The organism is Pseudomonas sp. GL_091 (assembly GCF_057837725.1).
This window is the reverse complement of record NZ_CM174451.1, coordinates 6869711-6894585: the sequence shown is the minus strand read 5'-3', so window position 1 is coordinate 6894585 and position 24875 is coordinate 6869711. Positions and strand designations below refer to the sequence as shown.

The following is a 24875-nucleotide window of genomic DNA, read 5'->3' as shown; positions in this document are numbered from 1 at the left end:
AAGAAAGGGAAAACCATCTGCCCATGATCCATATCCCGAAATCGGAATACAGCCGTCGCCGCAAGGCCCTGATGGCGCAGATGGAACCCAACAGCATCGCCATCCTGCCCGCCGCCGCGGTGGCCATTCGTAATCGCGACGTCGAGCACGTCTACCGTCAGGACAGCGACTTCCAGTACCTCAGCGGTTTTCCCGAGCCCCAGGCTGTACTGGTGCTGATGCCGGGGCGCGTGCATGGCGAATACATCCTGTTCTGCCGCGAACGCAACGCCGAGCGCGAGCTGTGGGATGGCCTGCGTGCCGGGCAGGAAGGCGCGATTCGCGACTTCGGCGCCGACGACGCCTTTCCGATCACTGATATCGACGACATCCTGCCGGGCCTGATCGAAGGCCGTGACCGGGTGTATTCGGCCATGGGTAGCAACCCCGAATTCGACCGCCACCTGATGGAGTGGATCAACGTGATCCGCTCCAAGGCCAACCTCGGTGCCCAGCCGCCGAACGAATTCGTTGCCCTGGATCATCTGCTGCACGACATGCGCCTGTATAAATCGGCGGCAGAAGTGAAAGTGATGCGCGAGGCAGCGCGGATTTCCGCTCAGGCGCACGTACGGGCAATGCAGGCCTGTCGCGTCGGGTTGCACGAATTCAGCCTGGAAGCCGAGCTCGATTACGAATTCCGCAAGGGCGGGGCGAAGATGCCGGCCTACGGGTCGATCGTCGCGGCGGGGCGCAACAGCTGCATCCTGCATTACCAGCAGAATGACGCGTTGCTCAAGGACGGTGACCTGGTACTGATCGACGCCGGTTGCGAGATCGACTGCTACGCCAGCGACATCACCCGCACCTTTCCGGTGAGCGGCAAGTATTCTGCGGAACAGAAAGCGATTTACGAATTGGTGCTGGCCTCCCAGGAAGCCGCCTTTACCGAAATTGCGCCGAACAAGCACTGGAACCAGGCGCACGAGGCCACGGTCCGGGTCATCACGGCCGGGCTGGTCAAGCTGGGGCTGCTGCGGGGCGACGTTGACGAATTGATTGCCAGCGAAGCCTACAAGGCGTTTTACATGCACCGCGCCGGCCATTGGCTGGGCATGGATGTGCATGACGTCGGCGAATACAAGGTCGGCGGTGAGTGGCGCGTGCTGGAAGTCGGCATGGCGCTGACCGTGGAGCCGGGGATCTATATCGCCCCGGACAACCAGAATGTTGCGAAGAAATGGCGCGGCATTGGCGTGCGCATCGAGGACGACGTAGTGGTCACCAAAACCGGCTGTGAAATATTGACGAACGGCGTGCCGAAAACCGTCGTCGAGATCGAGGCCCTGATGGCCGCCGCGCGGACACAGGCAGCATGAGTCGAGTCAACCTGGCAATCATCGGTGGCGGGCTGGTCGGTGCAAGTCTGGCTCTGGCGCTTCAGGCCGGGGCCAAGGCCCGAGGCTGGAAGATCGTGTTGATCGAGCCGTTCGCCCCTGGCGACAGCTATCAACCGAGCTACGATGCCCGCTCCTCGGCGTTGTCCTTCGGCTCGCGGCAAATCTATCAACGGCTGGGCGTCTGGCAGGAAGTCTCGCGCCGCGCCGAGCCGATCAAGCAGATTCATGTTTCCGACCGTGGTCGATTCTCGACGGCGCGGTTATCGGCAATGGAAGAGGGTGTTCCAGCGCTGGGTTATGTCGTTGAAAACGCCTGGCTCGGCCAATGCCTGTGGCAAGGCCTGGACAAGGACGTGATCAGTTGGCGCTGCCCGGCGGAAGTCACCCGCATGGAGCCACTGACCGATGGCTACCGCCTGACCCTGAACGATGAAACCACCCTGGAATGCGACCTCGCGGTACTCGCCGATGGCGGCCGCTCGGGCCTGCGCGAGCAACTGGGGATCGGCATCCGCAAGCGTCCGTACAACCAGAGCGCGCTGATCGCCAATATCACCCCGAGCGAAGCCCACAACGGCATGGCCTTCGAGCGTTTCACCGACGCAGGCCCGATGGCGTTGCTGCCGCTTCCGGATAATCGCTGCGCACTGGTCTGGACCCGCCTGGGCATGGACGCGCAACGCCTGGCGGCCCTCGATGAGCGCAGCTTCCTCAGCGAGTTGCAGGGTGTGTTCGGTTATCGCCTCGGTACATTGAAACAGGTGGGGGCGCGACATCTGTATCCGCTGACACTGGTCGAGGCCGAAGAGCAGGTGCGCCCGCATCTGGCGATTCTCGGCAACGCGGCGCACAGCCTGCATCCGATTGCTGGCCAGGGGTTCAACCTGTCCCTGCGCGATGCCCAGGCCTTGGCCGATGCCTTGCTCGCCAGCGAAAAACCATTGGGCGATTTCGCCACGCTGCAGGCCTATCGCGAACGCCAGCGTCTCGATCAGGACCTCACCGTGGGCTTCTCCGATCAGGTCACGCGCCTGTTCGGCAGCACCCAGCCGCTGGTGTCCCTGGGGCGCAACATCGGCTTGCTCGGCCTCGATCTGCTGCCACCGGCCAAACGCTGGTTCGCGCGACAGGCGATGGGGCTGGGTACGCGACCGGATGCGTGACTGGCTGATCCGCCGATTCGGCAAGGCACGATTGATAAAAATACCTGCCGCAATTGCAGGTCGACATTCATGACGGCTCCTGCCACCTGTTGGCGCGGGTCGGGAAAACCCTTTACGTGCGGCTCAAGCCGCAAGAGAGACAGGCTTAAAGCATGGAAATGCGCGCAGATCTGCTGATTGTCGGGGCCGGAATGGTCGGTAGCGCCCTGGCGCTGGCGTTACAGGGCAGCGGGCTGGAAGTCCTGCTGCTGGACGGCAGCCCCATGAGCGTCAAACCGTTCAACGCTCAGGCTGCGTTTGAGCCGCGGGTGAGCGCCTTGTCGGCCGCCAGCCAGCGGATTCTCGAACGCCTGGGCGTGTGGGACGGCATCGCCGGGCGGCGCAGCAGCCCCTACACCGACATGCAGGTCTGGGATGGCAGCGGCACTGGGCAAATCCACTTCGCGGCGGCCAGTGTGCATGCCGAGGTGCTGGGGCATATCGTCGAGAACCGCGTGGTCCAGGATGCCTTGCTCGAGCGCCTGCACGATTGCGATCTGGGGTTGCTGGCCAATGCGCGCCTGGAGCAGATGCGCCGCTCCGGCGATGACTGGCTGCTGACCTTGGCCGACGGCCGCACCTTGCGCGCGCCGCTGGTGATCGCGGCGGATGGCTCCAACTCGGCGGTGCGACGCCTGGCCGGTGTGGCGACCCGCGAATGGGATTATCTGCACCATGCCATCGTCACCAGCGTGCGTTGCGCTAAACCGCATCAGATGACGGCCTGGCAGCGCTTCACCGATAACGGTCCGTTGGCGTTTCTGCCCCTTGAGCGCGATGGCCAACAGGATTGGTGTTCGATCGTCTGGTCGACCACACCCGGTGAAGCCGAACGCGTGATGGCGATGGATGAACAAGGTTTCTGCAAGGAGCTGGAGCGGGCCTTTGAAGGTCGGCTCGGCGAGGTGCTTAGCGCCGACCCACGGTTGTGCGTGCCCCTGCGCCAGCGGCATGCCAAGCGTTATGTGGCTGAAGGCCTGGCATTGATCGGCGATGCGGCCCACACCATTCACCCGTTGGCCGGGCAGGGGGTGAATCTTGGATTTCTCGATGCCGCCGTGCTGGCTGAAGTGTTGCTGCAAGCGGCAACACGTGGCGAACGCTTGGCGGATGTGAAGGTCCTCAGCCGTTACGAACGTCGACGCATGCCCCACAACCTGGCGCTGATGGCGGCGATGGAAGGCTTCGAGCGGTTGTTCCAGGCCGATCCGTTGCCGGTGCGCTGGCTGCGTAATACCGGGTTGAAAATGGTTGAGAAGATGCCGGAAGCCAAGGCGTTGTTCGTGCGTGAAGCGCTGGGGTTGACCGGGGATTTGCCGGCACTCGCCAGGCCCTGAGTTCTGCATTGAGGCTACTGGCCTCTTCGCGGGCTTGCCCGCGAAGGCGTCAGCACAAGCACCACAAATTCCAGGCGGTGCAACATCCGGTAACTCCTCCACAAGCAGCTTCGATTGAGAAGCTAAATGTGAGTCCTTATCATTTGTCCTCATTTTTCATTCGAGAGACCGCTCCCATGTTGGCACCGAAGCGTCTACTGACGGCACTGGCCTTGACCCTGATCGGCAGCACCGCCGCCCAGGCCGCTGACGAGGTGGTGGTCTACTCCTCACGTATCGACGAGCTGATCAAGCCAGTATTCGATGCCTACACCGCCAAGACCGGCGTGAAGGTGAAGTTCATCACCGACAAGGAAGCGCCGCTGATGCAGCGGCTCAAGGCCGAGGGCGCGAATACGCCGGCCGACCTGCTGCTCACCGTCGATGCCGGCAACCTCTGGCAAGCCGAGCAGATGGGCATCCTCCAGCCGTTCACCTCGAAAACCATCGACACCAACATTCCGCTGCAGTACCGGGCAGCTTCCCATGCCTGGACCGGCCTGAGCCTGCGTGCGCGGACCATTGCCTACTCCACTGATCGGGTGAAGCCAGGTGAACTGACCACCTACGAAGCGCTGGCCGACAAGCAATGGGAAGGGCGCCTGTGCCTGCGCACGGCGAAGAAGGTCTACAACCAGTCCCTGACCGCGACCATGATCGAAGTGCACGGCGCCGAGAAGACCGAGGAAATCCTCAAGGGCTGGGTCAGGAACCTGTCCACCGACGTGTTCTCCGACGACACCGCTGTGCTGGAAGCGATCAACGCCGGCCAGTGCGACGTCGGTATCGTCAACACCTACTACTACGGCCGCCTGCACAAGCAGAAGCCAGACCTGCCGGTGAAGCTGTTCTGGCCGAACCAGGCTGACCGTGGCGTACACGTGAACCTGTCGGGTATCGGCCTGACCCAACACGCGCCACACCCGGAAGCGGCCAAGGCCCTGGTGGAGTGGATGACCACCCCTGAGGCGCAGAAAATCTTTGCCGACGTGAACCAGGAGTTCCCGGCGAATCCGGCTGTGGCGCCTTCTGAGGAAGTGGCGGCCTGGGGCAAATTCATTGCCGATACCTTGCCTGTGGAAATCGCCGGAAAGCGCCAGGCAGAGGCGATTCGCCTGATGGACAGGGCTGGTTGGAACTGAGTTAATTTACCTCTGCTTGTAAGTCAAGGCTGAACACTATCCCTGTGGCGAGGGAGCTTGCTCCCGCTTGACCGGGCTGGCGCTCCAGTGCGCAGCACTCACAAAATCTGCGCGGATTGTCCGCGTTTGGGGCTGCTCCGCAGCCCAGCGGGAGCAAGCTCCCTCGCCACAAACAGGGTGCAAACTGTATTTTCTAGAGAACTCCCTTGGCCCATCCCGCCCAACGCCGCTGGTATCCAGTCGTCTTCGCCATCGCTGCGCTGGTCCTGTTGCCCCTGAGCGTCCTGCTGCTTTCCTGGCAAACCATCGATCAACAGATCTGGTCCCATCTCTGGGACACACAGATGCCGCGGTTGCTGGGCAATACCCTGACCCTGGTGCTAGGCGTCGGTGTCGGCGTGACAGTCCTGGGTGTCAGCCTCGCCTGGCTCACCAGCCTTTGCGAATTCCCCGGCCGGCGCTGGCTGGACTGGGCGCTGATGCTGCCCTTCGCGATCCCGGCCTATGTGCTGGCCTTCGTCTTCGTCGGCCTGCTGGATTTTGCCGGGCCCGTGCAAACCCTGCTGCGCGAGTGGTTCGGAACAGGTCTGCGCCTGCCGCGCGTACGCTCCACGGGTGGCGTGATTGTCGTACTCGTGCTGGTTTTCTATCCCTATGTATATCTGCTGGCGCGTACCGCCTTCCTCGCCCAGGGCAAAGGCCTGATGGAAGCCGCGCGGGTCCTTGGCCAATCGCCCTGGCAAGCGTTCTGGCGGGTGGCATTGCCCATGGCGCGGCCAGCCATCGGTGCGGGCGTGGCATTGGCGCTGATGGAAACCCTGGCGGACTTCGGCGCAGTGTCGGTGTTCAACTTCGACACCTTCACCACGGCCATCTACAAGACCTGGTACGGTTTTTTCAGTCTGTCATCCGCCGCGCAACTGGCCAGCCTGTTGCTGCTGGTGGTGATGCTGGTGCTCTACGGCGAGCGGCGTGCCCGCGGGGCCAACCGGGCGAGCAACGAGCGACCACGGGTCAAGGCGCTGTATCACCTGCGAGGCCTCAAGGCACTGGCGGCCACGACGTGGTGCTGTCTGGTGTTCGCCTGTGCTTTCGTTATCCCGATGCTGCAATTGGTGGTGTGGTTCTGGCTGCGCGGGCGCTTCGATCTCGACGAGCGCTACACCGGGTTGATCGTCCATACCTTGTACCTGGGGGCGATGGCGGCGTTGATCACCGTCAGCGTCGCCTTGTTACTGGCGTTTGCCCGACGACTGGCACCCACCCGGGTCATTCGTTCCGGGATCAGTCTGGCTAACCTGGGCTACGCCTTGCCCGGTTCGGTGCTGGCAGTGTCGATCATGCTGGCGTTCAGTTACCTGGATCGCGAACTGGTGATCCCGCTCTCGAACTGGCTCGGTGGCGCGGGCAAGCCGCTGCTGCTGGGCAGTCTGTCAGCATTGCTGCTGGCCTATCTGGTGCGCTTCATTGCGGTGGCCTACGGGCCACTGGAAGGCAGCCTGGCGCGTATACGGCCATCTTTGCCCGAAGCGGCACGTAGCCTTGGGGTCAGTGGGCCACGACTGTTTTTCAAAGTGTATCTGCCATTATTGCTACCCGGCACGTTGAGCGCCGCGCTGCTGGTGTTCGTCGACGTGCTCAAGGAAATGCCCGCGACCCTGCTGATGCGCCCGTTTGGCTGGGACACGCTGGCGGTGCGAATCTTCGAAATGACCAGCGAAGGCGAATGGGCGCGGGCGTCTTTGCCAGCATTGACCCTGGTGCTGGTCGGGCTGTTACCGGTCATCGGATTGATCCGGCGCTCGGCACATCGAAACAGCTAGGTGTCAGTCCTACACCTTGCGGCTACAATGCGCGGCATTCGGTGCGGTCCGTCTGACAGACCAGGTAGCTGAAATCGGCTGAACGCCCTTTGTTACAAGGCATTCAGTCCGTGCAGCACTTGCCCGCGCCTTCGCCACGCCCGGAAGGAGAAACCCATGGGACAGCGTACGCCTCTGTATGACCTTCATCTCGCACTCGGCGCGAAGATGGTCGATTTTGGCGGTTGGGACATGCCTCTGCATTATGGATCGCAGGTCGAGGAACACCATCAGGTGCGCCGCGATTGCGGTGTCTTCGATGTATCCCACATGACCGTAATCGATGTCGGCGGCTCCCAGGCCAAAGCCTGGCTCCAGCATTTGCTGGCCAATGATGTCGAACGCCTGCACAGCCCCGGCCGTGCGTTGTACAGCACCATGCTCAACGAGCAGGGCGGGATCGTCGACGACATGATCGTCTACCGTCTCGATGAGGGTTATCGCCTGGTGGTAAACGCCTCCACCCGCGATCAGGACATGGCCTGGATGCAAGCGAATCTCGACGGTTTCGACGTGCAACTTCGCGAGCGTTCCGAATTGGCGATGCTGGCCATCCAGGGCCCCCACGCCCGGCAAAAAATTGCCGAACTGGTCAGCCAGTCCCGCGGCAACCTGATCCAGCTCCTCAAGCCCTTCGAAGGCCTGCCCGATGGTGACTGGTTCATCGCGCGCACCGGTTATACCGGCGAAGACGGCCTGGAAATCATTCTGCCGGCCGATCAGGCGCCAGGCTTTTTCAACGATCTGGTCGGTGCCGGGATTTCTCCCATCGGCCTTGGCGCGCGGGATACCTTGCGGGTCGAAGCCGGCATGAACCTTTACGGTCAGGACATCCAGCAAGATGTTTCACCATTGGCCTCCAATATGACCTGGACCATCGCCTGGGAACCTGCCACCCGGCAGTTCATCGGGCGCAAGGCCCTGGAAGCCGAAAAGGCCGCCGGTGTGCAGCACAAACTGGTCGGTCTGGTCCTTGAGGAGCGCGGTGTTTTGCGTGCTCATCAGGTGGTTCGTATCGCTGATGTTGGCGAAGGGGAGATCACCAGTGGTAGTTTCTCTCCTACGCTAAGCAAGTCGATTGCACTGGCGCGCGTGCCGATGGCAACTGCCGACCGCGCTGAAGTGGAAATCCGTGGCAAATGGTACCCGGTCCGGGTGGTCAAACCGACCTTCGTACGCCACGGCAAAACCTTGATCTAACCTTTTCTGGCGGGCATGCCCGCCGACCATTTCCTGAGGACACAGAACATGAGCGATATCCCTGCCAACCTGCGTTTTGCCGAAAGTCACGAATGGGCACGTCTGGAAGCCGATGGCACCGTCACCGTGGGCATCAGCGATCACGCGCAGGAAGCGCTGGGTGATGTGGTGTTTGTTGAGCTGACTGAAGTCGGCAACGTGTTTGCTGCCGGTGATCAGTCGGGTGTCGTTGAGTCGGTTAAAGCCGCTTCCGACATTTATGCACCGATCAGCGGTGAAGTGATCGCCGTCAATGAAGCGCTGAGCGGTGAGCCTGAGCTGCTCAACTCCGATCCGTACGGCGCGTGGATCTTCAAGCTCAAGCCAAGCAACACCGCCGAGCTGGAAAAACTGCTGGATGCCGACGGCTACAAGGCCGCCATCGGCGAATAAGCCTGACGCAGCATCCCAAAGCCCCGATCCGTCGGGGCTTTTTCATTTGCGGACTCAGGCGTCGCGCAAAACCGCTTTCACGGCCGCTACCGAACGCTCGACATCTGCTTTGCTCATCGCCGTGAACATCGGCAGCGAGACAATCAGCCGACCGACCCGCTCAGCGATCGGGAACATGCCCTCCTTGAAACCGCGCTCGCGGTACAGGCTCAACAGGTGAATCGGCGGGTAGTGATAGCCGATCCCGACACCCAATGCCTGCATCTGCTCCATGAAGGTCGCACGTGCCGGTTTGCCATCCTTACGCTCCGGTAATACCAGCTGGAACAGATGCCAATTGCTTTGGGTGAAATCCGCCGGAGGCAGTTGCGCCCCGTACTGCGCTTCGAAATCCTCGCCAAAGCAGGCGAAATAGTGCCGGGCCAGGTCACGGCGATGAGCGGTGATGGTTTCGATATGAGCAAATTGCCCGAGGCCAATGGCTGCGGCGACGTCGGTCATGTTGAATTTGCCACCCAGCACGTCGACGTCCAAGCCATCGAAGCCGTTGCGGGTAACACCCTGCAGACGGTATTTCTCTGCCAGTCGTACTTCTTCGTCCGTATTCAGCACCAGGCAACCGCCCTCGGATGAGGTGACGTTTTTGTTCGCCTGGAAACTGAAGGACACGAAATCCCCCGTCGATCCAATGCGCTGGCCGTTCCAGCTGGAGCCCAACGCTTGGGCTGCATCTTCGACGATCCGCAGGCCGTGCTTTTTCGCCAGGGCATACAAACGCGTCATGTCCACCGGCAACCCGGCGAGGTACACCGGGATGATGGCTTTGGTGCGGGGGGTAATCGCTGCTTCCAGTTGGCCGAGATCGATATTGCGGGTCACCGGGTCGATGTCGGCAAACACCGGGGTGGCGCCGACTTCCAGGATGACGTTGGCGGTGGCCACCCAGGAAATCGGCGTGGTGATCACTTCATCGCCGGGCCCGACCCCGGCAATACGCAAGGCGATTTCCATGGTGCAGGTGCCGGAATTGAAGGTGCGCACCGGGCGCCCGCCAAAAAACTCCGAAAGCTGCGCTTCGAAGGCCTGGACCTTGGGGCCGCTGGTGATCCAGCCCGAGCGCAATACATCACCGACGGCGGCGATCGTGGCTTCATCGATGGTGGGTTTGGAAAACGGTAGGAAAGGCAGTTGGCTCATGGATACAGTCACCCGATCAGCGGACATTAAGTTGGCGGCGGACATGATGATCCGGATTGGTCGACCGCGCCACGTCATCCACGCGAAGATCGACTGCTATGCTGGTTTGACCGTGTTGCATCGACGCCGAGCGCCAGTCAAGAGAGAGCCCGTCATGTCCCAATTGCCGTCCCTGAGCCAGTTACGCGACCCCAATGCCTTTCTGCGCCGCCACCTCGGACCCGACGCCGCCGAGCAACAGGCGATGCTCGACAGCCTCGGCCTGGGCAGTCGGGTCGAATTGATCGAGCAAACGGTGCCGCCGGGCATCCGCCTCAACCGGGCGCTGGACCTGCCCCCGGCACTCGATGAAGAGGCCGCGCTGGCCAAATTGCGCGGTTATGCCGAGCAGAACCAGGTCTGGACCAGCCTGATCGGCATGGGCTACCACGGCACCCTCACACCGGCCGTCATTCTGCGTAACGTGCTGGAAAATCCCGGCTGGTACACCGCGTACACCCCCTATCAACCGGAGATCGCCCAAGGGCGGCTCGAAGCGCTGCTGAACTTCCAGCAACTGACCATCGACCTGACCGGCCTGGAGCTGGCCAATGCCTCGCTGCTCGATGAAGCCACCGCCGCCGCGGAAGCCATGGCCTTGGCCAAGCGGGTCGCCAAGTCCAAAAGCAACCTGTTCTTTGTCGACGAAAACTGCCACCCGCAAACCATTTCCGTGGTGCAGACCCGCGCTGAAGGTTTCGGCATCGAGCTGATCGTCGACGCTGTGGATAACTTGAAGCAGCACCAGGTGTTCGGCGCGTTGCTGCAATACCCCGACACCCACGGTGAAATCCACGACCTGCGGCCGCTGATCGATCATCTGCACGCGCAACAGGCCCTGGCCTGTGTCGCCACGGATTTGCTGAGCCTGTTGTTGCTGACCCCGCCGGGTGAACTGGGTGCCGATGTGGTGTTCGGATCGTCCCAGCGATTTGGCGTGCCCATGGGCTACGGCGGGCCTCATGCGGCATTTTTTGCCAGTCGCGATGAATACAAACGGGCAATTCCCGGGCGGATCATCGGTGTTTCGAAAGATGCACGGGGCAACACTGCCCTGCGCATGGCCCTGCAAACCCGCGAGCAACACATCCGCCGGGAGAAGGCCAACTCCAACATCTGCACAGCCCAGGTACTGCTGGCCAACATCGCCAGTTTCTATGCGGTCTACCACGGCCCCGAAGGGCTCAAGCGGATCGCCCAGCGGGTACATCGGCTGACCTGCATCCTGGCCGCCGGGCTTGAACGCAACGGTATCACCCGGGTCAACCGGCACTTCTTCGACACCCTGACGCTGGAAGTCGGCGGAGCCCAGACCGCGATCATCGAAAGTGCCCGGGCCGCGCAGATCAACCTGCGCATTCTCGGGCGCGGCCAACTGGGCTTGAGCCTCGACGAGGCCTGCGACGAAGGCACCGTGGCGAAGCTGTTCGACGTGTTTCTGGGGGCCGATCACGGGCTCAGTATCGACGACCTGGATGCCGAAGTCTTGCCTGGCGGAATTCCCGAAGGGCTGGCGCGAACTTCGCCTTATCTGCGCCATCCGGTGTTCAGCGCCCATCACAGCGAAACCGAGATGCTGCGCTACCTCAAGCAACTGGAAAACAAGGACCTGGCGCTCAATCAATCGATGATCCCGCTGGGCTCCTGCACCATGAAGCTCAACGCCACCAGCGAGATGATCCCGATTACCTGGCCGCAGTTCGCCAACCTGCATCCATTTGTGCCCAAGGAACAGGCCGCTGGTTATGGGCTGATGATCGAAGAACTGGAGCGCTGGTTGTGTGCGATCACCGGTTTCGACGCGATCTGCATGCAACCCAACTCCGGTGCCCAGGGCGAATACGCCGGACTGCTGGCGATCCGCAAATACCATGAGAGCCGGCAACAGGGCGGCCGCGATATTTGCCTGATTCCTTCGTCGGCTCATGGCACCAATCCCGCGTCGGCGCAAATGGCCGGGATGCGCGTGGTGATCGTCGAGTGTGACGAGGCGGGCAACGTCGACCTGGATGACCTCAAGGAAAAAGCCGCGCAGGCGGCAGACAAACTCGCCTGCCTGATGGCGACCTACCCTTCGACCCACGGGGTGTATGAGGAAGGTATCAGCGAAATCTGTGAAGTGATCCACCAGCACGGCGGTCAGGTGTACATGGATGGCGCCAACCTCAACGCTCAGGTCGGGTTGGCGCGGCCGGCCGATATTGGCGCCGATGTCTCGCACATGAACCTGCACAAGACCTTCTGCATTCCCCATGGTGGCGGTGGGCCGGGCATGGGACCGATTGGTGTTCGGGCGCATTTGGCGCCGTTCGTGGCCAACCATCCGGTGGTGCCGATCGACGGGCCGCACCCGCAAAATGGCGCCGTCAGCGCGGCGCCCTGGGGCAGCGCAAGCATTTTGCCGATCAGCTGGATGTACATCGCGATGATGGGGCCGCAATTGGCGGACGCCAGCGAAGTGGCGATCCTCGCCGCGAATTACCTGGCGCGGCATTTGTCCGGTGCCTTCCCTGTGCTCTACACCGGACGCAATGAGCGGGTGGCCCACGAATGTATCCTCGACCTTCGACCGCTCAAGGCGTTGACCGGCATTACCGAAGAGGACGTGGCCAAGCGCCTGATGGACTACGGCTTCCACGCCCCGACCATGTCGTTTCCGGTGCCGGGGACGCTGATGGTCGAGCCAACCGAAAGTGAGTCGAAGGCGGAACTGGACCGTTTTATCGGAGCGATGCTGAGCATCCGCGCGGAAATCAACGAGGTGCAGAACGGTAACTGGCCGGCTGAAGAAAACCCGCTGAAAGGTGCGCCGCATACGTTGGCCGATATCACCGGCGTGTGGGAGCGGCCGTACAGCATCGTGCAAGCGGTCACGCCGGACGCGCACACCAAGGCGCACAAATACTGGCCGGTGGTGAACCGGGTGGACAATGTGTATGGGGACCGGAACCTGTTTTGTGCGTGTGTGCCGGTGGATGACTATCGCTGACCTCCCAGGCAACGCATAACTCCTGCGGGACCATGGGATTTGTGTTCGCTGGGCAAAAAAATGCCGCTCAAGTGAGCGGCATTTTTCATTCGCAACGCTTACTCAGAAGCCACGGCATTCTTTGCCAGGATCGCGTTCGCCAGCTCCATATCCGTGGCTTGCAGGCCCGGGTTGTCGGCGCGGACTTTCTGCATGGCTGCTTCCATGTACGGGCCGCGGATACTGCCATCACTGGCGACGAAGCTGCTGGCGTCGTCCTGGGCCGCGACGACCAGCTTGTTATCCTTGGATGTCAGATAGCTCGAACCGGTGGTTGCACCGGAGGTAAGAACGTTACGCCAAAAAGTATCGGCCATCGCCGAACCGACAGGCAGGGACAACAGCGCGACGGTAGCGACAGCAAGTTTGAAACGCATGACAGGGTGACTCCACTGGGTTGACTACGCGGTTGGATTGCCAACCCCCAATCGAGTTCCGTGGTTGCCTATTCCGTCGCTTCGACCAGCAGGATCGCGCCTTGCTGGCCGACCACCCGTACGCGGCTGCCAATGGCAGCGTCCGGCCCGCGGGCCATCCACACGCCGTCGGCCACCTTGATCTTGCCGCGACCGTCGACAATCGCTTCATGCACCACGAAGGTTTTGCCGATCAGTTCCTGGCCGCGCAGATTCAGGTGTGGCTGATCACTCGGACGCATCGCCGTGCGCTGACGCCGCCACCAGTACAACGCGGTGGTGATCGACAGCAGGCCGAACAACAGAAACTGCCATTCCCAGGACAAGCCCGGCAACAGGAAGGTCAAGACGCCCACGGCTGCCGCGGCCATGCCGATCCACAGCAGATAACCGCCGGCACCGAACACTTCGAGAATCAACAGCACCGTGCCCAACGCCAACCAGTCCCAGAACGAAAGGTGCTGCAAAAATGCCCACATGGCGCGCCTCAGGCTTTCTTGTTATCGAAAGTGGCCTTGACGATTTCGCCAATGCCGCCCACCGCGCCGATCATCGAACTGGCCTCCAGCGGCATCAGGATCACTTTGCTGTTGTTGGCCGAAGCCAGCTTGCCCAGCGCATCGATGTACTTCTGCGCCACGAAGTAATTGACCGCTTGCACGTTGCCGCTGGCGATGGCTTCGGACACCACTTTGGTCGCCTGGGCTTCTGCCGCGGCTTGCCGCTCGCGGGCTTCGGCTTCCAGGAATGCGGCCTGGCGACTGCCTTCTGCTTCGAGGATCTGCGCCTGCTTCTTGCCTTCGGCGGTCAGGATCGCTGCGGCGCGTAGGCCCTCGGCCTCGAGGATTTGTGCACGCTTGATCCGTTCGGCTTTCATCTGCCCCGACATCGCCGCCATCAGGTCGGCGGGTGGGCTGATGTCCTTGATCTCGATCCGGGTGATCTTGATGCCCCACGGTGCGGTCGCTTCGTCGACGGTGCGCAGCAGTTTTTCGTTGATGCCGTCACGCTGGCTGAGCATTGCGTCGAGTTCCATCGAGCCGAGTACCGTACGGATGTTGGTTTGCAGCAGGTTGCGGATGGCGTGTTCGAGGTTGTTGACCTCGTAGGCCGCCTGGGCCGTGTTGACCACCTGGAAGAAGCACACGGCGTCGATTTGCACCGTAGCGTTGTCGGAGGTGATGACTTCCTGCGGCGGAATATCCAGCACGCTTTCCATCACATTCATCTTGCGCCCGATCCGGTCCATGACCGGAATGATGACGTTCAGCCCTGGCTTGAGCGTGTTGGTGTAGCGACCGAAACGCTCGACGGTCCATTCAAAGCCCTGGGGCACGACCTTGAAACCCATGAACAGAATGGCGACCACCAGGCCGACAAAAAGCAAAAGCACACTACCGATCTGCATAACGATTCCTTGTTGATGTGTGGATCTGTGGAGTTTCAATGGCTGGAGTGTAGCTGTGCCGATACCGGATAAGTACAGCCGGGCTCAGCTCTGCTCGCTCTGGGGTGTCACGCGCAGAACCTCCTCGATGGTCGTCAGCCCGGCAGCGACCTTTTGCGCTCCTGACAGCCGCAGGCTGCGCATGCCTTCCTTGAATGCCTGTCGCCTCACGGCCAGCAGATCGGTGTCGGGACTGATCAGCGCCTTGATGCTGTCGCTGAGCTGCATGATTTCGTAGACCCCGGCGCGACCGTGATAACCGGTGTCGCGGCATTCCACGCAACCGATGGCGCGCTGGGCATTGGTCGGCAAGGGTGCTTGCCAGGGACGGGTCAGGGTTTGCCAGTCGTCTTCGCCCAGCGTCAGCGGCGCCTTGCAGTGCGGGCACAGGGTCCGCACCAGTCGCTGGGCCATGACGCCGAGCACCGTGGCCTTGATCAGGTAGTGCGGCACGCCGAGTTCCAGCAGGCGGCTGATGGCGCTGGGCGCGTCGTTGGTGTGCAGGGTCGACAGCACCAGGTGCCCGGTGAGCGCCGCCTGGATCGCCATCTCCGCGGTTTCGAGATCGCGGATCTCGCCGATCATGATGATGTCCGGGTCTTGCCGCATCAGCGCGCGCACGCCGGCGGCGAAGGTCAGGTCGATGTTGTGCTGGACCTGCATCTGGTTGAACGCCGGCTCGACCATTTCGATCGGGTCTTCGATGGTGCAGAGGTTGACCTCCGGCGTCGCCAGTTTTTTCAGGGTGGTGTAGAGGGTGGTGGTCTTGCCCGAACCCGTCGGCCCGGTGACGAGGATGATGCCGTGGGGTTGGCGGGTCATGTCTTGCCAGCGGCGCAGATCGTCGGCGGAGAAACCAAGCTGGTCGAAGTCCTTGAGCAATACTTCCGGGTCGAAGATCCGCATGACCATTTTTTCGCCGAAGGCTGTGGGCAGTGTCGATAAACGCAGTTCGACTTCACCGCCGTCCGGGGTCTTGGTTTTGACCCGGCCGTCCTGGGGTTTGCGTTTCTCCGCGACGTTCATGCGCCCCAGGGTTTTCAGGCGACTGACGATGGCCATGGTGACCTGGGGTGGGAATTGATAGACGTTGTGCAGCACACCGTCGATGCGAAAGCGCACCGTGCCTTGCTCGCGCCGGGGCTCGATGTGGATGTCGCTGGCGCGTTGCTGGAACGCGTACTGGAACAGCCAGTCGACGATGTTGACGATGTGTGCGTCGTTGGCGTCCGGCTCCTGATCGCTGGCGCCGAGGTTGAGCAGCTGTTCGAAATTGCCGAGGGTACTTATTTGCGGGTCGGCGCTGTTCGCCCCGGTGACCGATTTGGCCAGGCGGAAGAATTCGACGCTGAAGCGCTGGATGTCCACCGGGTTGGCCACCACACGCTTGATCGGCAATTTGAGCACGTGGGTCAGGTCAGCCTCCCAGCCGCTGACATAAGGCTGGGCGCTGGCCACGGTGACCGCCTCGCGGTCGATCGCTACCGCGAGGATCTTGTGGCGCTGGGCGAAGGCATAGGACATCAGCGGGGTCACGGCCGCGACATTGATTTTCAGTGGGTCGATGCGCAGGTAAGGCTGGCCGGCCTGCCGGGATAGCCACAGGGTCAGGCTCTCGAGGTCCAGCGGTTTGCCGGGACGGCTGAGATCGTCCAGCTGTTGGCTGGCGATGAACTCCAGTGGATGCATCTGGCCAAGGGAGGCGTTGCGGCGGCGGGCATTGAGCGCGTGTTCGGCCGAATCCTGATTGATAAAGCCCTGGGCGACCAGTTCGCGCAGCAGGTCATTGAGATCCAGCCAGCGGTCCTGAAAGGCGAGATGTACGGACATGCGGGCTCCTTTTGAACGACAGTGCGCAAAGGATAGCCGTGGCCCGGCTGACCGCTGGGCCACTACCCGACAAAGCCGTTTCGGAGTTTTTCAGCCCGCCGCTTGAGCCGCTTCGGCCCATGGGGAATCAGCTTCTTGCAGCTCCACCGAGCAGACGCTGATCAGGTTACGAAGTTTTTCCGCAATCACTTGCGCACGGTGCCAGCTCAAACCGTCGATGACGATCTCGATGCTCAGCCAGTCGTTCTGGCGCTGCACGTTGACCTGTTCCGGCGTGAGCAATTGCAAGGCGAACAGATTGAGGGCGCGACACAGCAGGTCCGGTTCTGCCTCGGCCAGCATTTGATAGCGAACCCGGCAATGGGCGTTGCCGACGTTCCAGACATCGGCGCGGGCAGGTGGGGTGTTCACGGCTTCGAGATACGGCATGGTCAGGCTCCAAAATCATTGGAGAAATATTTACATCCTGTACCGGGTATTTCTTCTCTATGATTGGCTTTATTGCAGAAGTGAAGAATCAATCAATTCACTTGTTACTAGGTTAAGGGTTTTTTTATGCAAAGCGAATTGGACAGCTACGACCGCAAGATCCTCGCCTTGCTGCAAGAGGATGCTTCGCTTTCCAGCGCACAGATCGCCGAGCAGGTTGGGCTCTCGCAATCGCCGTGCTGGCGGCGGATTCAGCGGATGAAGGAGGAGGGCATCATTCGCGGTCAGGTGACCTTGCTCGACCGCAAGAAAATCGGCCTGAACACGCAGATCTTCGCGGAGGTGAAACTCAATGCCCACGGGCGTTCGAACTTCACCGAATTCACCGAGGCGATTCGCGGCTTTCCGGAGGTGCTGGAGTGTTACGTGCTGATGGGGGCGGTGGATTTCTTGCTGCGGATTGTCACGGCGGACATCGAGGCGTACGAGCGCTTCTTCTTCGAGAAGCTGTCGATGGTGCCGGGGATTCAGGAGGTGAATTCGATCGTGGCGTTGTCGGAGATCAAGTCGACCACCAGTTTGCCGGTGGTGCGCTGATGATACTTGAGGGACTTTGTGGCGAGGGGGCAAGCCCCCTCGCCACAAGGTATTACAGACGCAGCAACATTTTCCAGGCACGGTTCTGATACACCGCAATCGCCTGCTGCTTGCGCGCATCCAGGACTTCATCGGTGATCGATTCGTTGGCCAGTTGCGCCAGTTTGTTCAGCTCACCGTACAGGCGATCCATTTCCGGGATCTCCAGCACGTTACGCGCATGGTGCAGCCAGACCTGGATGCGTTCGATGCGCGGCAGTTGCTCGGCCAGGTCTTCCGGCTGTTGCTGGTAACGTTGCAGTTGCAACGAAGTGGCTTCTTCGCCCAGCAGGCGCGGTAACCAGCTGCCCAGTTGCGCAGCGCCCTGGCGATTGCCGCGGGTGTTGCGGTCGGCGGCCCAGGTGCGGGCCAGCAGCCAGCGCGAGGTGGTCAGGGAGAACAGGCCCCAGCGCGGGTCTTCGAGTTCTTCGAGGAACTGCTCGGGCGCGGCTTTGCGCACGTCTTCATCTTCCAGGCCCGCTTGTACCAGCGGGCGCCAGTCTTCCAGCAAGGCATCGAGGGCGATACGCAGATCGTGGGTCGACTGACGTGGTGCGGCCTGGCCCAGGCTGCTGATCAGCGCGCGCATTTCTGCGAGGCATTCGACCCAGTCCTGCAACAGGCGCCAGTGACCGTTGAAGCGATACTGTTCGGCCAGACGCTGGCTGCTGCCCAGCAAGTGCCAGCTCAGCGCGGCGAACGCATCGTCCAGCGGCGTTTCCGCCGTGATCTGCGGCGCCGGCAGGCTCAACGAATAGCTGTGGGCGTCGTACAGGCGATAACCGCGCTCGGCCTTGCTGATGTCGCAGGGCATCAGGGCCAGTTTCTCGGCCAGTTCGGCGGCCAGTTCCAGCAGGGCTGCCGGCTCGCCTTCGCGCAGTTCCAGTTCCAGCTCGCAGATTTCTTCTTTCTGCTTGCCGACCACGACGTGACCCAGGTCCAGCGCGGCTTCGATGACCACTTTGGTCTTGCCGCGACCCCAGGCGATTTCCGCGCGTTCGCGGACGAAGTCGGTGGTGAAGATTGGCTTCAGGGTCTTCTTGTCGAGCTGGGCCAGTTCCTCGGGCCAGCATTCGCCGTCGAGTTTCTTCAGGTCGAGCTTGGCTTTGGGCAGGTTCCAGTCGTACTCGTTACGTACCGACAAACCGGCGACGCTCTGGCCGCGGGTCTTGAGGGTCTGAATCACTTCTTCGCCATCCTTGCGCAGGCGCAGGGCGACTTTGGCCTGGGCCAGGTCGCGCTCTGGGGTGTCGAAGTACTGGTTCATCAACTCACGGCGTTCCCAGCCACTTTTGTTGCGTTTTTTCAGTAACGGGTGCTCGCGCAGGGCGGCGAGGGTTTCGCGGCTGACGCGGAGTTTGATTTCGGTTTCTTTCTGCATGGCCGGAAAATCCAGGATCGGGAGCGCAGCCGGGGGAATGTGTGGCTGCCAAGGTCGTGCAGTGTACAGGACTCAAGGTTAGTCCGCGTCGCGACGGTTTATTCCTGCCATCGGTTGGTTCTATGATGGACCTCAATTCGGGTGCCGGGAGTCAGCGATGCCATTGCCGTCGATGAAAGAACAATTCGCTGCGTTGATCGCTACACCGTCGGTCAGTTGCACCCAGCCCAGTCTCGATCAAACCAACCGCCCGGTCATCGATCTGCTGGCGACGTGGCTCGGTGAGTTGGGTTTTACCTGCGAGATCCAGCAGGTCAGCCCCGGCAAGTTCAACCTGCTGGCCAGTTTTGGTTCTGGCCCCGGAGGCCTGGTGCTCGCCGGGCACAGCGACACCGTGCCGTTCGACGGCGCGCTGTGGCAAACCGACCCGCTGAAACTGACCGAAGTCGACGGTCGTTGGGTTGGCCTGGGCAGTTGCGACATGAAGGGCTTTTTCGCCCTGGCCATCGAGGCGGTCAAACCGCTGCTCGATCAGCCGTTCAAACAGCCGTTGCTGATTCTCGCCACGTGTGACGAAGAAAGTTCGATGTCCGGCGCCCGCGCGCTGGCCGAAGCGGGGCGACCGCTGGGGCGGGCGGCGGTGATCGGCGAGCCGACCGGGCTCAAGCCGATCCGCATGCACAAAGGCATCATGATGGAGCGCATCGACATCCTCGGGCAGAGCGGTCATTCCTCCGATCCGCGCCTGGGCCACAGTGCCCTGGAAGCCATGCACGATGCCATCGGTGAACTGCGTGGCCTGCGCCTGTTGTGGCAGCGCGAATTCCGCAATCCACAGTTTGGCGTGCCGACGCCAACGATGAATTTCGGTTGCATCCATGGCGGCGACAACCCCAACCGCATCTGCGGCCAGTGTTCGCTGGAGTTTGATCTGCGCCCGTTGCCCGGCATGGACCCTAAGGTCTTGCGTGCAGAGATCCTGCAGAAGCTCAACCCGGTTGCCGAGCGGCATCAGGTGAAGATCACCTACGCGCCGTTGTTCCCCGAAGTGCCGCCCTTCGAGCAGGCCGAGGACGCCGAGTTGGTGCGCCTTGCTGAAAAGCTCACCGGTCATAGCGCCGAAGCAGTGGCGTTCGGCACCGAAGCGCCTTATCTTCAGCGCCTTGGCTGCGAAACGCTGGTGCTTGGCCCGGGCGATATCGCCTGCGCCCATCAGCCGGGGGAATACCTCGAAATGTCACGTTTGCAGCCTACGGTGCATCTATTAAGGCAACTGATCGAACACTATTGCCTGACACCCCTGTAGGAGCGAGCTTGCTCGCGATGGACGTTAACGATGGCGAGTATTGCCTGAATGAACGCGGTGCCCTCATATCCATCGCGAGCAAGCTCGCTCCTACAAGGTTTCGCGGTTAAATTGCCGGTACCCAAACCCGTATTCATGAGGAGAGCGCGCGTGTCGCCAAGCCTGTTCCGACGATAACCATCAGCCCGCTGTGCGTTTTCAGTTTCGCCCTTTCTTCGGCTGCTATTTATTACAGGCCCAGGTTCATGCCCGAATACGTCAATTGGCTTCGTCACGCTTCGCCTTACATCAACGCCCATCGCGATTGCACCTTTGTCGTCATGCTGCCCGGCGACGGCGTTGAGCACCCGAACTTCGGCAATATCGTCCACGACCTGGTGCTGTTGCACAGCCTGGGCGTGCGCCTGGTGCTGGTTCACGGTTCCCGGCCACAAATCGAAGCGCGCCTCGCGGCCCGTGGCCTGACCCCGCACTACCACCACGGCATGCGCATCACCGATGCCGCGACCCTGGAGTGCGTAATCGACGCGGTTGGCCAGCTGCGCATTGCCATTGAGGCTCGCTTGTCGATGGACATGGCTTCGTCGCCGATGCAGGGCTCGCGCCTGCGGGTGGCCAGCGGCAACCTGGTGACGGCCCGGCCGATCGGCGTGCTTGAAGGCGTCGACTATCACCACACCGGCGAAGTGCGCCGGGTCGACCGCAAGGGCATCAATCGTCTGCTGGACGAACGCTCCATCGTGCTGCTGTCGCCGTTGGGTTATTCGCCGACCGGGGAGATTTTCAATCTGGCGTGCGAAGACGTCGCCACCCGCGCGGCCATCGACCTGGGCGCGGACAAGCTGCTGCTGTTCGGCGCCGACCTGGGCCTGATCGACGAACACGGCCGCCTGGTGCGTGAACTGCGTCCGCAGCAAGTGCCGGCGCATCTGCAACGGCTGGGCAGTAACTATCAGGCAGAATTGCTGGATGCCGCGGCCGAAGCTTGCCGTGGCGGCGTGGCCCGCAGCCATATCGTCAGTTACGCCGAAGACGGTGCACTGCTGACCGAGCTGTTCACCCGCGACGGTGGCGGCACACTGGTGGCCCAGGAGCAGTTTGAAGTAGTACGCGAAGCGGCCATTGAAGACGTCGGCGGTTTGCTGGATTTGATCAGCCCGCTGGAAGAGCAGGGCATCCTGGTGCGCCGTTCCCGCGAAGTGCTGGAGCGCGAAATCGAGCAGTTCAGTGTGGTTGAACGCGAAGGTATGATCATCGCCTGCGCGGCGCTGTATCAGATTGCCGATTCGGATGCCGGTGAGCTGGCGTGCCTGGCGGTGAACCCGGAGTATCGCCATGGCGGTCGCGGCGATGAGCTGCTGGAGCGTATTGAAAACCGCGCACGGGCTCAGGGGTTGAAAACTTTGTTCGTCCTCACCACCCGCACCGCGCACTGGTTCCGCGAGCGTGGTTTTGTGCCGAGCAGCGTTGACCGTCTGCCGTCGGCGCGGGCGTCGCTGTACAACTATCAGCGTAATTCGAAGATCTTCGAAAAAGCCCTGTAATCGCGTCGCTTCCATCGCGAGCAGGCTCGCGATGGGCTGCACAGCAGCCCTCAGCAATTACTCAGTGACAAACTTCGCGCTGACATACGGCGAGTAATCCGGCAACACCGTCTCGACCTTTCCTTGCTCCTTCAAGAATTTCGCCGTCTCGCCAATGGCTTTGGCCGTGCCGCCGTCCAGCAGCGCGGTGCTCTGTTGCGCCTTGGCATCCGGGAATGCGGAACCGGCTAGTAACTCGGGCACATCGACGGCATTGGCACCGGTCAGTTTGGCGATTTTTTGCACAGGCTCCGAGTCGACTGTCCAGTTGGCTTTATGTGCAGCGTAATCAGCAAAAGAGTCGAGGGTGACCTTGGCAAATTTGGCCACCACCTCTGGGTGCTTTTCGGCGTAATCCTTGCGCGCCACCCAGACCTCAAAGGTTGGCGCCCCCCATTGGCCCACCTGCGCAGCGTCGGTCAGGGTCTTGCCACTCTTGCGGATTTCCCCGAGCGCCGGCGACCAGACAAACGCGCCATCAATATCACCACGCTTCCAGGCTGCCGCGATTTCCGCCGGCTGCAGGTTCACCACTTTGACTTTCGAACTGTCCAGGCCCCAGTGCTTCAGCGCGCCAAGCAGGCTGTAGTGGGAAGTCGAAACGAAAGGCGTGGCGATGGTCTTTCCGATCAGATCTTGCGGTTTTTCGATGCCGCTACCGTTGCGCACCACCAGCGCTTCGGCGGCATTGATCTGGGCGGAGACGATGAACGCGACAATCGGCAGGTTGCGCGAGGCGGCAGCGGCCAGCGGACTGGAGCCGAGATTGCCGATTTGCACATCACCGGAGGCAATCGCCGTGACCACTTCCGGGCCGCTGTTGAAGCGCCGCCAGTCGATGGGCTGGCCGATGGTTTTTTCATAAAGGCCATCGGCCTGGGGGACTTTGCTCGGGTCGATACCGGTTTGATAGCCGACGGTGAGGTTCGCCGCATGAGCGCTGAAAGAAACTGCGAACGATACACAAACTGTAACAATTGGTCCGGATAGTGCACGTTTTGACGTCATGGGGCCGCCTTTCTGTAAAGGATTTGTTTCCGAATTGCGTCAGAAACTAATCGATCTAAAAAATCGAAAATAAATACCGATTAGGAATTAGCTTATGAGCCAAACCTTCTATTCTGGGATGGTTAGGGAGTGGGGAGCTAAATTCCTAAACGGTATTAGAAAAGAATCGGGTAATTCTTTTCAGGTTCATGACGAATTCATGACCCTGCAGGGACCAAAAAACCGGGGATTAGACTATGGTCGTAGACACACATGGTTACGATTGACTTGTGGGTCACGCTCTGGCGCTAATCGCGCATCTTAGGATTTCGGGCGTCGACTCGAGACCAGGAACACAAGAATTAGAATCGAGAGGAGCTACACAATGAACAAGTCCACCTTGGCTTTGGCCGTGACCGTGGGGGTTTTGGCGCAGCAGGCAGGCGCCGCAGGTTTCCTGGAAGACAGCAAGGCGTCCATCAGTTCCCGGACCATGTATTACGACGCCGATATGCGTGAAGGTGCGAGCACTCCTGCCAACCGTCAGCGCGAAACCGCTGAGGGTCTGAAGTTCGATTACCTGTCCGGTTTCACCCAGGGTACCGTAGGTTTTGGTATCGACGCCCAGGCTCTGGTGGGTATCCACCTGGATGGCGGCAAGGGGCATCACCCGACCGGTAACAGCAACTCATTCTTCCCTAGTGATGGCAATGAGGCGGCCGACGAGTGGAGTCGTCTGGATGGCAACGTCAAGGCGCGCTTCTCGAAGACTGAAGCCCACCTGGGTGGCGCTCTGGCACCTAACCTGCCGATCCTGATCGCGAACGACAGCCGTCTGCTGCCGCAGACCTTTGAAGGTGGCACCATCACCTCCAAAGAAATCGACAACGTGACCTTCAACTTTGGTCAGCTGGAGCACGCGTCGGGTCGCGCCTCCTCGAACTCCACTGGCCTGTCTGTGGCTGGCGCTACTCAGGACAGCAACAAATTCCTCTACGGCGGTGCTGACTGGAAGGTCACCAAAGACCTCTTGCTGCAGTACTACTATGCGAACCTGGAAGACTTCTACAAGCAGAACTTCCTCGGTCTGGTGCACGTCTACCCGATCGCGGCCAATCAGTCGTTCAAGACCGATATCCGTTATTTCGATAGCAGCTCCGACGGCAAGAACGGCGATCCGGGTTTCCGTTTCAACAACAACAACGGTTTCGCCAAGACCCCGGGTGAGATCGATAACAAGACCTGGAGCGCCATGTTCACCTATACCCTGGGTGGCAACGCGTTCCTGATCGGGCATCAGCGTGTCAACGATGACGGCGGCTTCGTTTTCTTGAACCAAGGCAACCTTGTCGATGGCAACGGAAACCCTGAAGGTGCCGGCGGCGCGAGCTTCTACTCGTTTACCGACGCCACAGTTGGCAGCTTTATCCGTGCCGGTGAAAACACCACGTTCGGTCAGTACTCCTATGACTTCGCCTCCCTGGGCGTGCCAGGCTTGAAAGCTTCGATTGCTTACTTGAATGGCCAGGACATCAAGGCTACCAACGGTGTTGGTAAAGACCTGAGTGAGCACGAGACCGACGCGCGCATTGATTACGTGATTCAAACGGGCGCACTGAAAGGGTTTGGTACGACTCTGCGTCACGGTACCTACCGTGGCAACACCAGCACCCTTGATCAAGACCAGACCCGTCTGATCTTCAACTACACCTACAGCTTCATGTAATTGCCGTAAGAAAAAGCCCCGTCGGTTGGCGGGGCTTTTTTTCGTGTCGAGTTTTATATTCCATAAACATAGATGATATTTCTTTTTTATTCTTTTTAGTTTTTTAATCCACCCCCTAAAGTGCGCCTGTCCGAGACTCATCCCTGAACTCGGATTTGGCAATTTCGTCCCTCGACAATAGATCAGGTTCAGGAATTGGCCTAGCCGCCGATACCTCGGATCTGTCGTGGGAAGTCATATTCCTAAGCGATATTAAAAAACACCAAAAAATTCTTTT

Annotated in this window: 20 protein-coding genes and 1 pseudogene; 13 read left to right on the top strand and 8 right to left on the bottom strand. The window is 60.8% G+C overall.

What is annotated here, in order from left to right; all coding sequences use genetic code 11:
- Window positions 1-23 precede the first annotated feature (23 nt).
- From pepP to gcvH, 8 genes and pseudogenes are all read left to right on the top strand, one after another.
- Window positions 24-1358 (top strand): Xaa-Pro aminopeptidase, encoded by a 1335-nt coding sequence (pepP, locus tag AC3ITY_RS31465; protein ID WP_489306758.1) that lies wholly within the window; start codon window positions 24-26, stop codon window positions 1356-1358.
- Window positions 1355-2542: a 2-octaprenyl-6-methoxyphenyl hydroxylase gene (ubiH, locus tag AC3ITY_RS31460; RefSeq protein WP_489306756.1), complete on the top strand. Its 1188-nt coding sequence runs from the start codon at window positions 1355-1357 to the stop codon at window positions 2540-2542. The genes pepP and ubiH overlap by 4 nt, the downstream gene beginning before the upstream one ends.
- A 38-nt stretch (window positions 2543-2580) precedes the next feature.
- Window positions 2581-2691, top strand: a pseudogene (locus AC3ITY_RS31455) (tetrameric acyl-CoA thioesterase); the annotation flags it as partial.
- 9 nt (window positions 2692-2700) lie between these two features.
- On the top strand, window positions 2701-3918 hold the full coding sequence (locus AC3ITY_RS31450) for a 2-octaprenyl-3-methyl-6-methoxy-1,4-benzoquinol hydroxylase (RefSeq protein ID WP_489311048.1): 1218 nt from the start codon (window positions 2701-2703) through the stop codon (window positions 3916-3918).
- 176 nt (window positions 3919-4094) lie between these two features.
- A complete protein-coding gene (locus AC3ITY_RS31445; protein ID WP_489306755.1) occupies window positions 4095-5099 on the top strand; it encodes an extracellular solute-binding protein in 1005 nt (334 codons plus the stop codon).
- A 206-nt stretch (window positions 5100-5305) separates the two neighbouring features.
- Window positions 5306-6922, top strand: a complete 1617-nt coding sequence (locus tag AC3ITY_RS31440) for an ABC transporter permease (protein ID WP_489306754.1) — start codon at window positions 5306-5308, stop codon at window positions 6920-6922.
- A gap of 156 nt (window positions 6923-7078) precedes the next feature.
- Window positions 7079-8161 (top strand): glycine cleavage system aminomethyltransferase GcvT, encoded by a 1083-nt coding sequence (gcvT, locus tag AC3ITY_RS31435; RefSeq protein WP_489306752.1) that lies wholly within the window; start codon window positions 7079-7081, stop codon window positions 8159-8161.
- Window positions 8162-8209: 48 nt separating this feature from the next.
- Window positions 8210-8593 carry a glycine cleavage system protein GcvH gene (gcvH, locus tag AC3ITY_RS31430; protein ID WP_489306751.1) on the top strand — a complete coding sequence of 128 codons (384 nt, stop codon included), beginning with the start codon at window positions 8210-8212 and terminating at the stop codon, window positions 8591-8593.
- A gap of 54 nt (window positions 8594-8647) precedes the next feature.
- Here the strand turns inward: gcvH and AC3ITY_RS31425 are convergent, their stop codons facing one another.
- Complete coding sequence (locus AC3ITY_RS31425; RefSeq protein ID WP_489306750.1) at window positions 8648-9790, bottom strand: DegT/DnrJ/EryC1/StrS family aminotransferase; 1143 nt, start codon at window positions 9788-9790, stop codon at window positions 8648-8650.
- Between the two features lie 154 nt (window positions 9791-9944).
- On the opposite strand from AC3ITY_RS31425, the gene gcvP reads away from it, so the two are divergent.
- Window positions 9945-12818, top strand: coding sequence for an aminomethyl-transferring glycine dehydrogenase (gene gcvP, locus AC3ITY_RS31420; protein WP_489306748.1), 2874 nt, complete (start codon window positions 9945-9947; stop codon window positions 12816-12818).
- Window positions 12819-12916: 98 nt separating this feature from the next.
- Here the strand turns inward: gcvP and AC3ITY_RS31415 are convergent, their stop codons facing one another.
- From AC3ITY_RS31415 to AC3ITY_RS31395, 5 genes are all read right to left on the bottom strand, one after another.
- Window positions 12917-13234 (bottom strand): DUF2388 domain-containing protein, encoded by a 318-nt coding sequence (locus tag AC3ITY_RS31415; RefSeq protein WP_489306747.1) that lies wholly within the window; start codon window positions 13232-13234, stop codon window positions 12917-12919.
- 68 nt (window positions 13235-13302) lie between these two features.
- Window positions 13303-13752, bottom strand: a complete 450-nt coding sequence (locus tag AC3ITY_RS31410; protein WP_489306745.1) for an NfeD family protein — start codon at window positions 13750-13752, stop codon at window positions 13303-13305.
- 8 nt (window positions 13753-13760) lie between these two features.
- Window positions 13761-14681, bottom strand: a complete 921-nt coding sequence (locus AC3ITY_RS31405) for an SPFH domain-containing protein (protein ID WP_223455471.1) — start codon at window positions 14679-14681, stop codon at window positions 13761-13763.
- Window positions 14682-14765: 84 nt separating this feature from the next.
- Complete coding sequence (tfpB, locus tag AC3ITY_RS31400; protein ID WP_489306742.1) at window positions 14766-16550, bottom strand: type IV pilus assembly ATPase TfpB; 1785 nt, start codon at window positions 16548-16550, stop codon at window positions 14766-14768.
- A 90-nt stretch (window positions 16551-16640) separates the two neighbouring features.
- A complete protein-coding gene (locus tag AC3ITY_RS31395) occupies window positions 16641-16979 on the bottom strand; it encodes a hypothetical protein (protein ID WP_489306741.1) in 339 nt (112 codons plus the stop codon).
- Between the two features lie 126 nt (window positions 16980-17105).
- Between AC3ITY_RS31395 and AC3ITY_RS31390 the strand changes: the two genes are divergently transcribed.
- Complete coding sequence (locus AC3ITY_RS31390) at window positions 17106-17576, top strand: Lrp/AsnC family transcriptional regulator (protein ID WP_007993158.1); 471 nt, start codon at window positions 17106-17108, stop codon at window positions 17574-17576.
- A 52-nt stretch (window positions 17577-17628) separates the two neighbouring features.
- On the opposite strand, the gene AC3ITY_RS31385 is transcribed toward AC3ITY_RS31390, so the two are convergent.
- Window positions 17629-18996, bottom strand: coding sequence for a CYTH domain-containing protein (locus tag AC3ITY_RS31385; RefSeq protein WP_489306739.1), 1368 nt, complete (start codon window positions 18994-18996; stop codon window positions 17629-17631).
- 157 nt (window positions 18997-19153) lie between these two features.
- Here AC3ITY_RS31385 and argE point away from each other — a divergent pair, with 157 nt between their 5' ends.
- Both argE and argA read left to right on the top strand, forming a co-directional pair.
- Window positions 19154-20302, top strand: coding sequence for an acetylornithine deacetylase (gene argE / locus AC3ITY_RS31380; RefSeq protein WP_489306737.1), 1149 nt, complete (start codon window positions 19154-19156; stop codon window positions 20300-20302).
- Between the two features lie 245 nt (window positions 20303-20547).
- Window positions 20548-21846 carry an amino-acid N-acetyltransferase gene (gene argA / locus AC3ITY_RS31375; protein WP_489306735.1) on the top strand — a complete coding sequence of 433 codons (1299 nt, stop codon included), beginning with the start codon at window positions 20548-20550 and terminating at the stop codon, window positions 21844-21846.
- Window positions 21847-21903: 57 nt separating this feature from the next.
- Here argA and tauA read toward each other — a convergent pair whose 3' ends face one another.
- Window positions 21904-22893, bottom strand: a complete 990-nt coding sequence (gene tauA / locus AC3ITY_RS31370; protein ID WP_489306734.1) for a taurine ABC transporter substrate-binding protein — start codon at window positions 22891-22893, stop codon at window positions 21904-21906.
- Between the two features lie 364 nt (window positions 22894-23257).
- Here tauA and AC3ITY_RS31365 point away from each other — a divergent pair, with 364 nt between their 5' ends.
- Entirely contained in the window at window positions 23258-24598 is a 1341-nt protein-coding gene (locus AC3ITY_RS31365; RefSeq protein ID WP_223455485.1) for an OprD family outer membrane porin, read from the top strand.
- Window positions 24599-24875: the final 277 nt, after the last annotated feature.

Excerpts from the sequence above, each read along its gene's own strand:
- tauA (WP_489306734.1), bottom strand. The coding sequence starts at position 22,893 with ATGACGTCAAAACGTGCACTATCCGGACCAATTGTTACAGTTTGTGTA.
- AC3ITY_RS31450 (WP_489311048.1), top strand. The coding sequence starts at position 2,701 with ATGCGCGCAGATCTGCTGATTGTCGGGGCCGGAATGGTCGGTAGCGCC.
- AC3ITY_RS31405 (WP_223455471.1), bottom strand. The coding sequence starts at position 14,681 with ATGCAGATCGGTAGTGTGCTTTTGCTTTTTGTCGGCCTGGTGGTCGCC.
- AC3ITY_RS31410 (WP_489306745.1), bottom strand. The coding sequence starts at position 13,752 with ATGTGGGCATTTTTGCAGCACCTTTCGTTCTGGGACTGGTTGGCGTTG.
- argE (WP_489306737.1), top strand. The coding sequence starts at position 19,154 with ATGCCATTGCCGTCGATGAAAGAACAATTCGCTGCGTTGATCGCTACA.
- AC3ITY_RS31365 (WP_223455485.1), top strand. The coding sequence starts at position 23,258 with ATGAACAAGTCCACCTTGGCTTTGGCCGTGACCGTGGGGGTTTTGGCG.
- AC3ITY_RS31385 (WP_489306739.1), bottom strand. The coding sequence starts at position 18,996 with ATGCAGAAAGAAACCGAAATCAAACTCCGCGTCAGCCGCGAAACCCTC.
- AC3ITY_RS31395 (WP_489306741.1), bottom strand. The coding sequence starts at position 16,979 with ATGCCGTATCTCGAAGCCGTGAACACCCCACCTGCCCGCGCCGATGTC.
- AC3ITY_RS31445 (WP_489306755.1), top strand. The coding sequence starts at position 4,095 with ATGTTGGCACCGAAGCGTCTACTGACGGCACTGGCCTTGACCCTGATC.
- pepP (WP_489306758.1), top strand. The coding sequence starts at position 24 with ATGATCCATATCCCGAAATCGGAATACAGCCGTCGCCGCAAGGCCCTG.
- AC3ITY_RS31415 (WP_489306747.1), bottom strand. The coding sequence starts at position 13,234 with ATGCGTTTCAAACTTGCTGTCGCTACCGTCGCGCTGTTGTCCCTGCCT.
- AC3ITY_RS31425 (WP_489306750.1), bottom strand. The coding sequence starts at position 9,790 with ATGAGCCAACTGCCTTTCCTACCGTTTTCCAAACCCACCATCGATGAA.
- argA (WP_489306735.1), top strand. The coding sequence starts at position 20,548 with ATGCCCGAATACGTCAATTGGCTTCGTCACGCTTCGCCTTACATCAAC.
- AC3ITY_RS31390 (WP_007993158.1), top strand. The coding sequence starts at position 17,106 with ATGCAAAGCGAATTGGACAGCTACGACCGCAAGATCCTCGCCTTGCTG.
- gcvP (WP_489306748.1), top strand. The coding sequence starts at position 9,945 with ATGTCCCAATTGCCGTCCCTGAGCCAGTTACGCGACCCCAATGCCTTT.
- tfpB (WP_489306742.1), bottom strand. The coding sequence starts at position 16,550 with ATGTCCGTACATCTCGCCTTTCAGGACCGCTGGCTGGATCTCAATGAC.
- gcvT (WP_489306752.1), top strand. The coding sequence starts at position 7,079 with ATGGGACAGCGTACGCCTCTGTATGACCTTCATCTCGCACTCGGCGCG.
- gcvH (WP_489306751.1), top strand. The coding sequence starts at position 8,210 with ATGAGCGATATCCCTGCCAACCTGCGTTTTGCCGAAAGTCACGAATGG.
- ubiH (WP_489306756.1), top strand. The coding sequence starts at position 1,355 with ATGAGTCGAGTCAACCTGGCAATCATCGGTGGCGGGCTGGTCGGTGCA.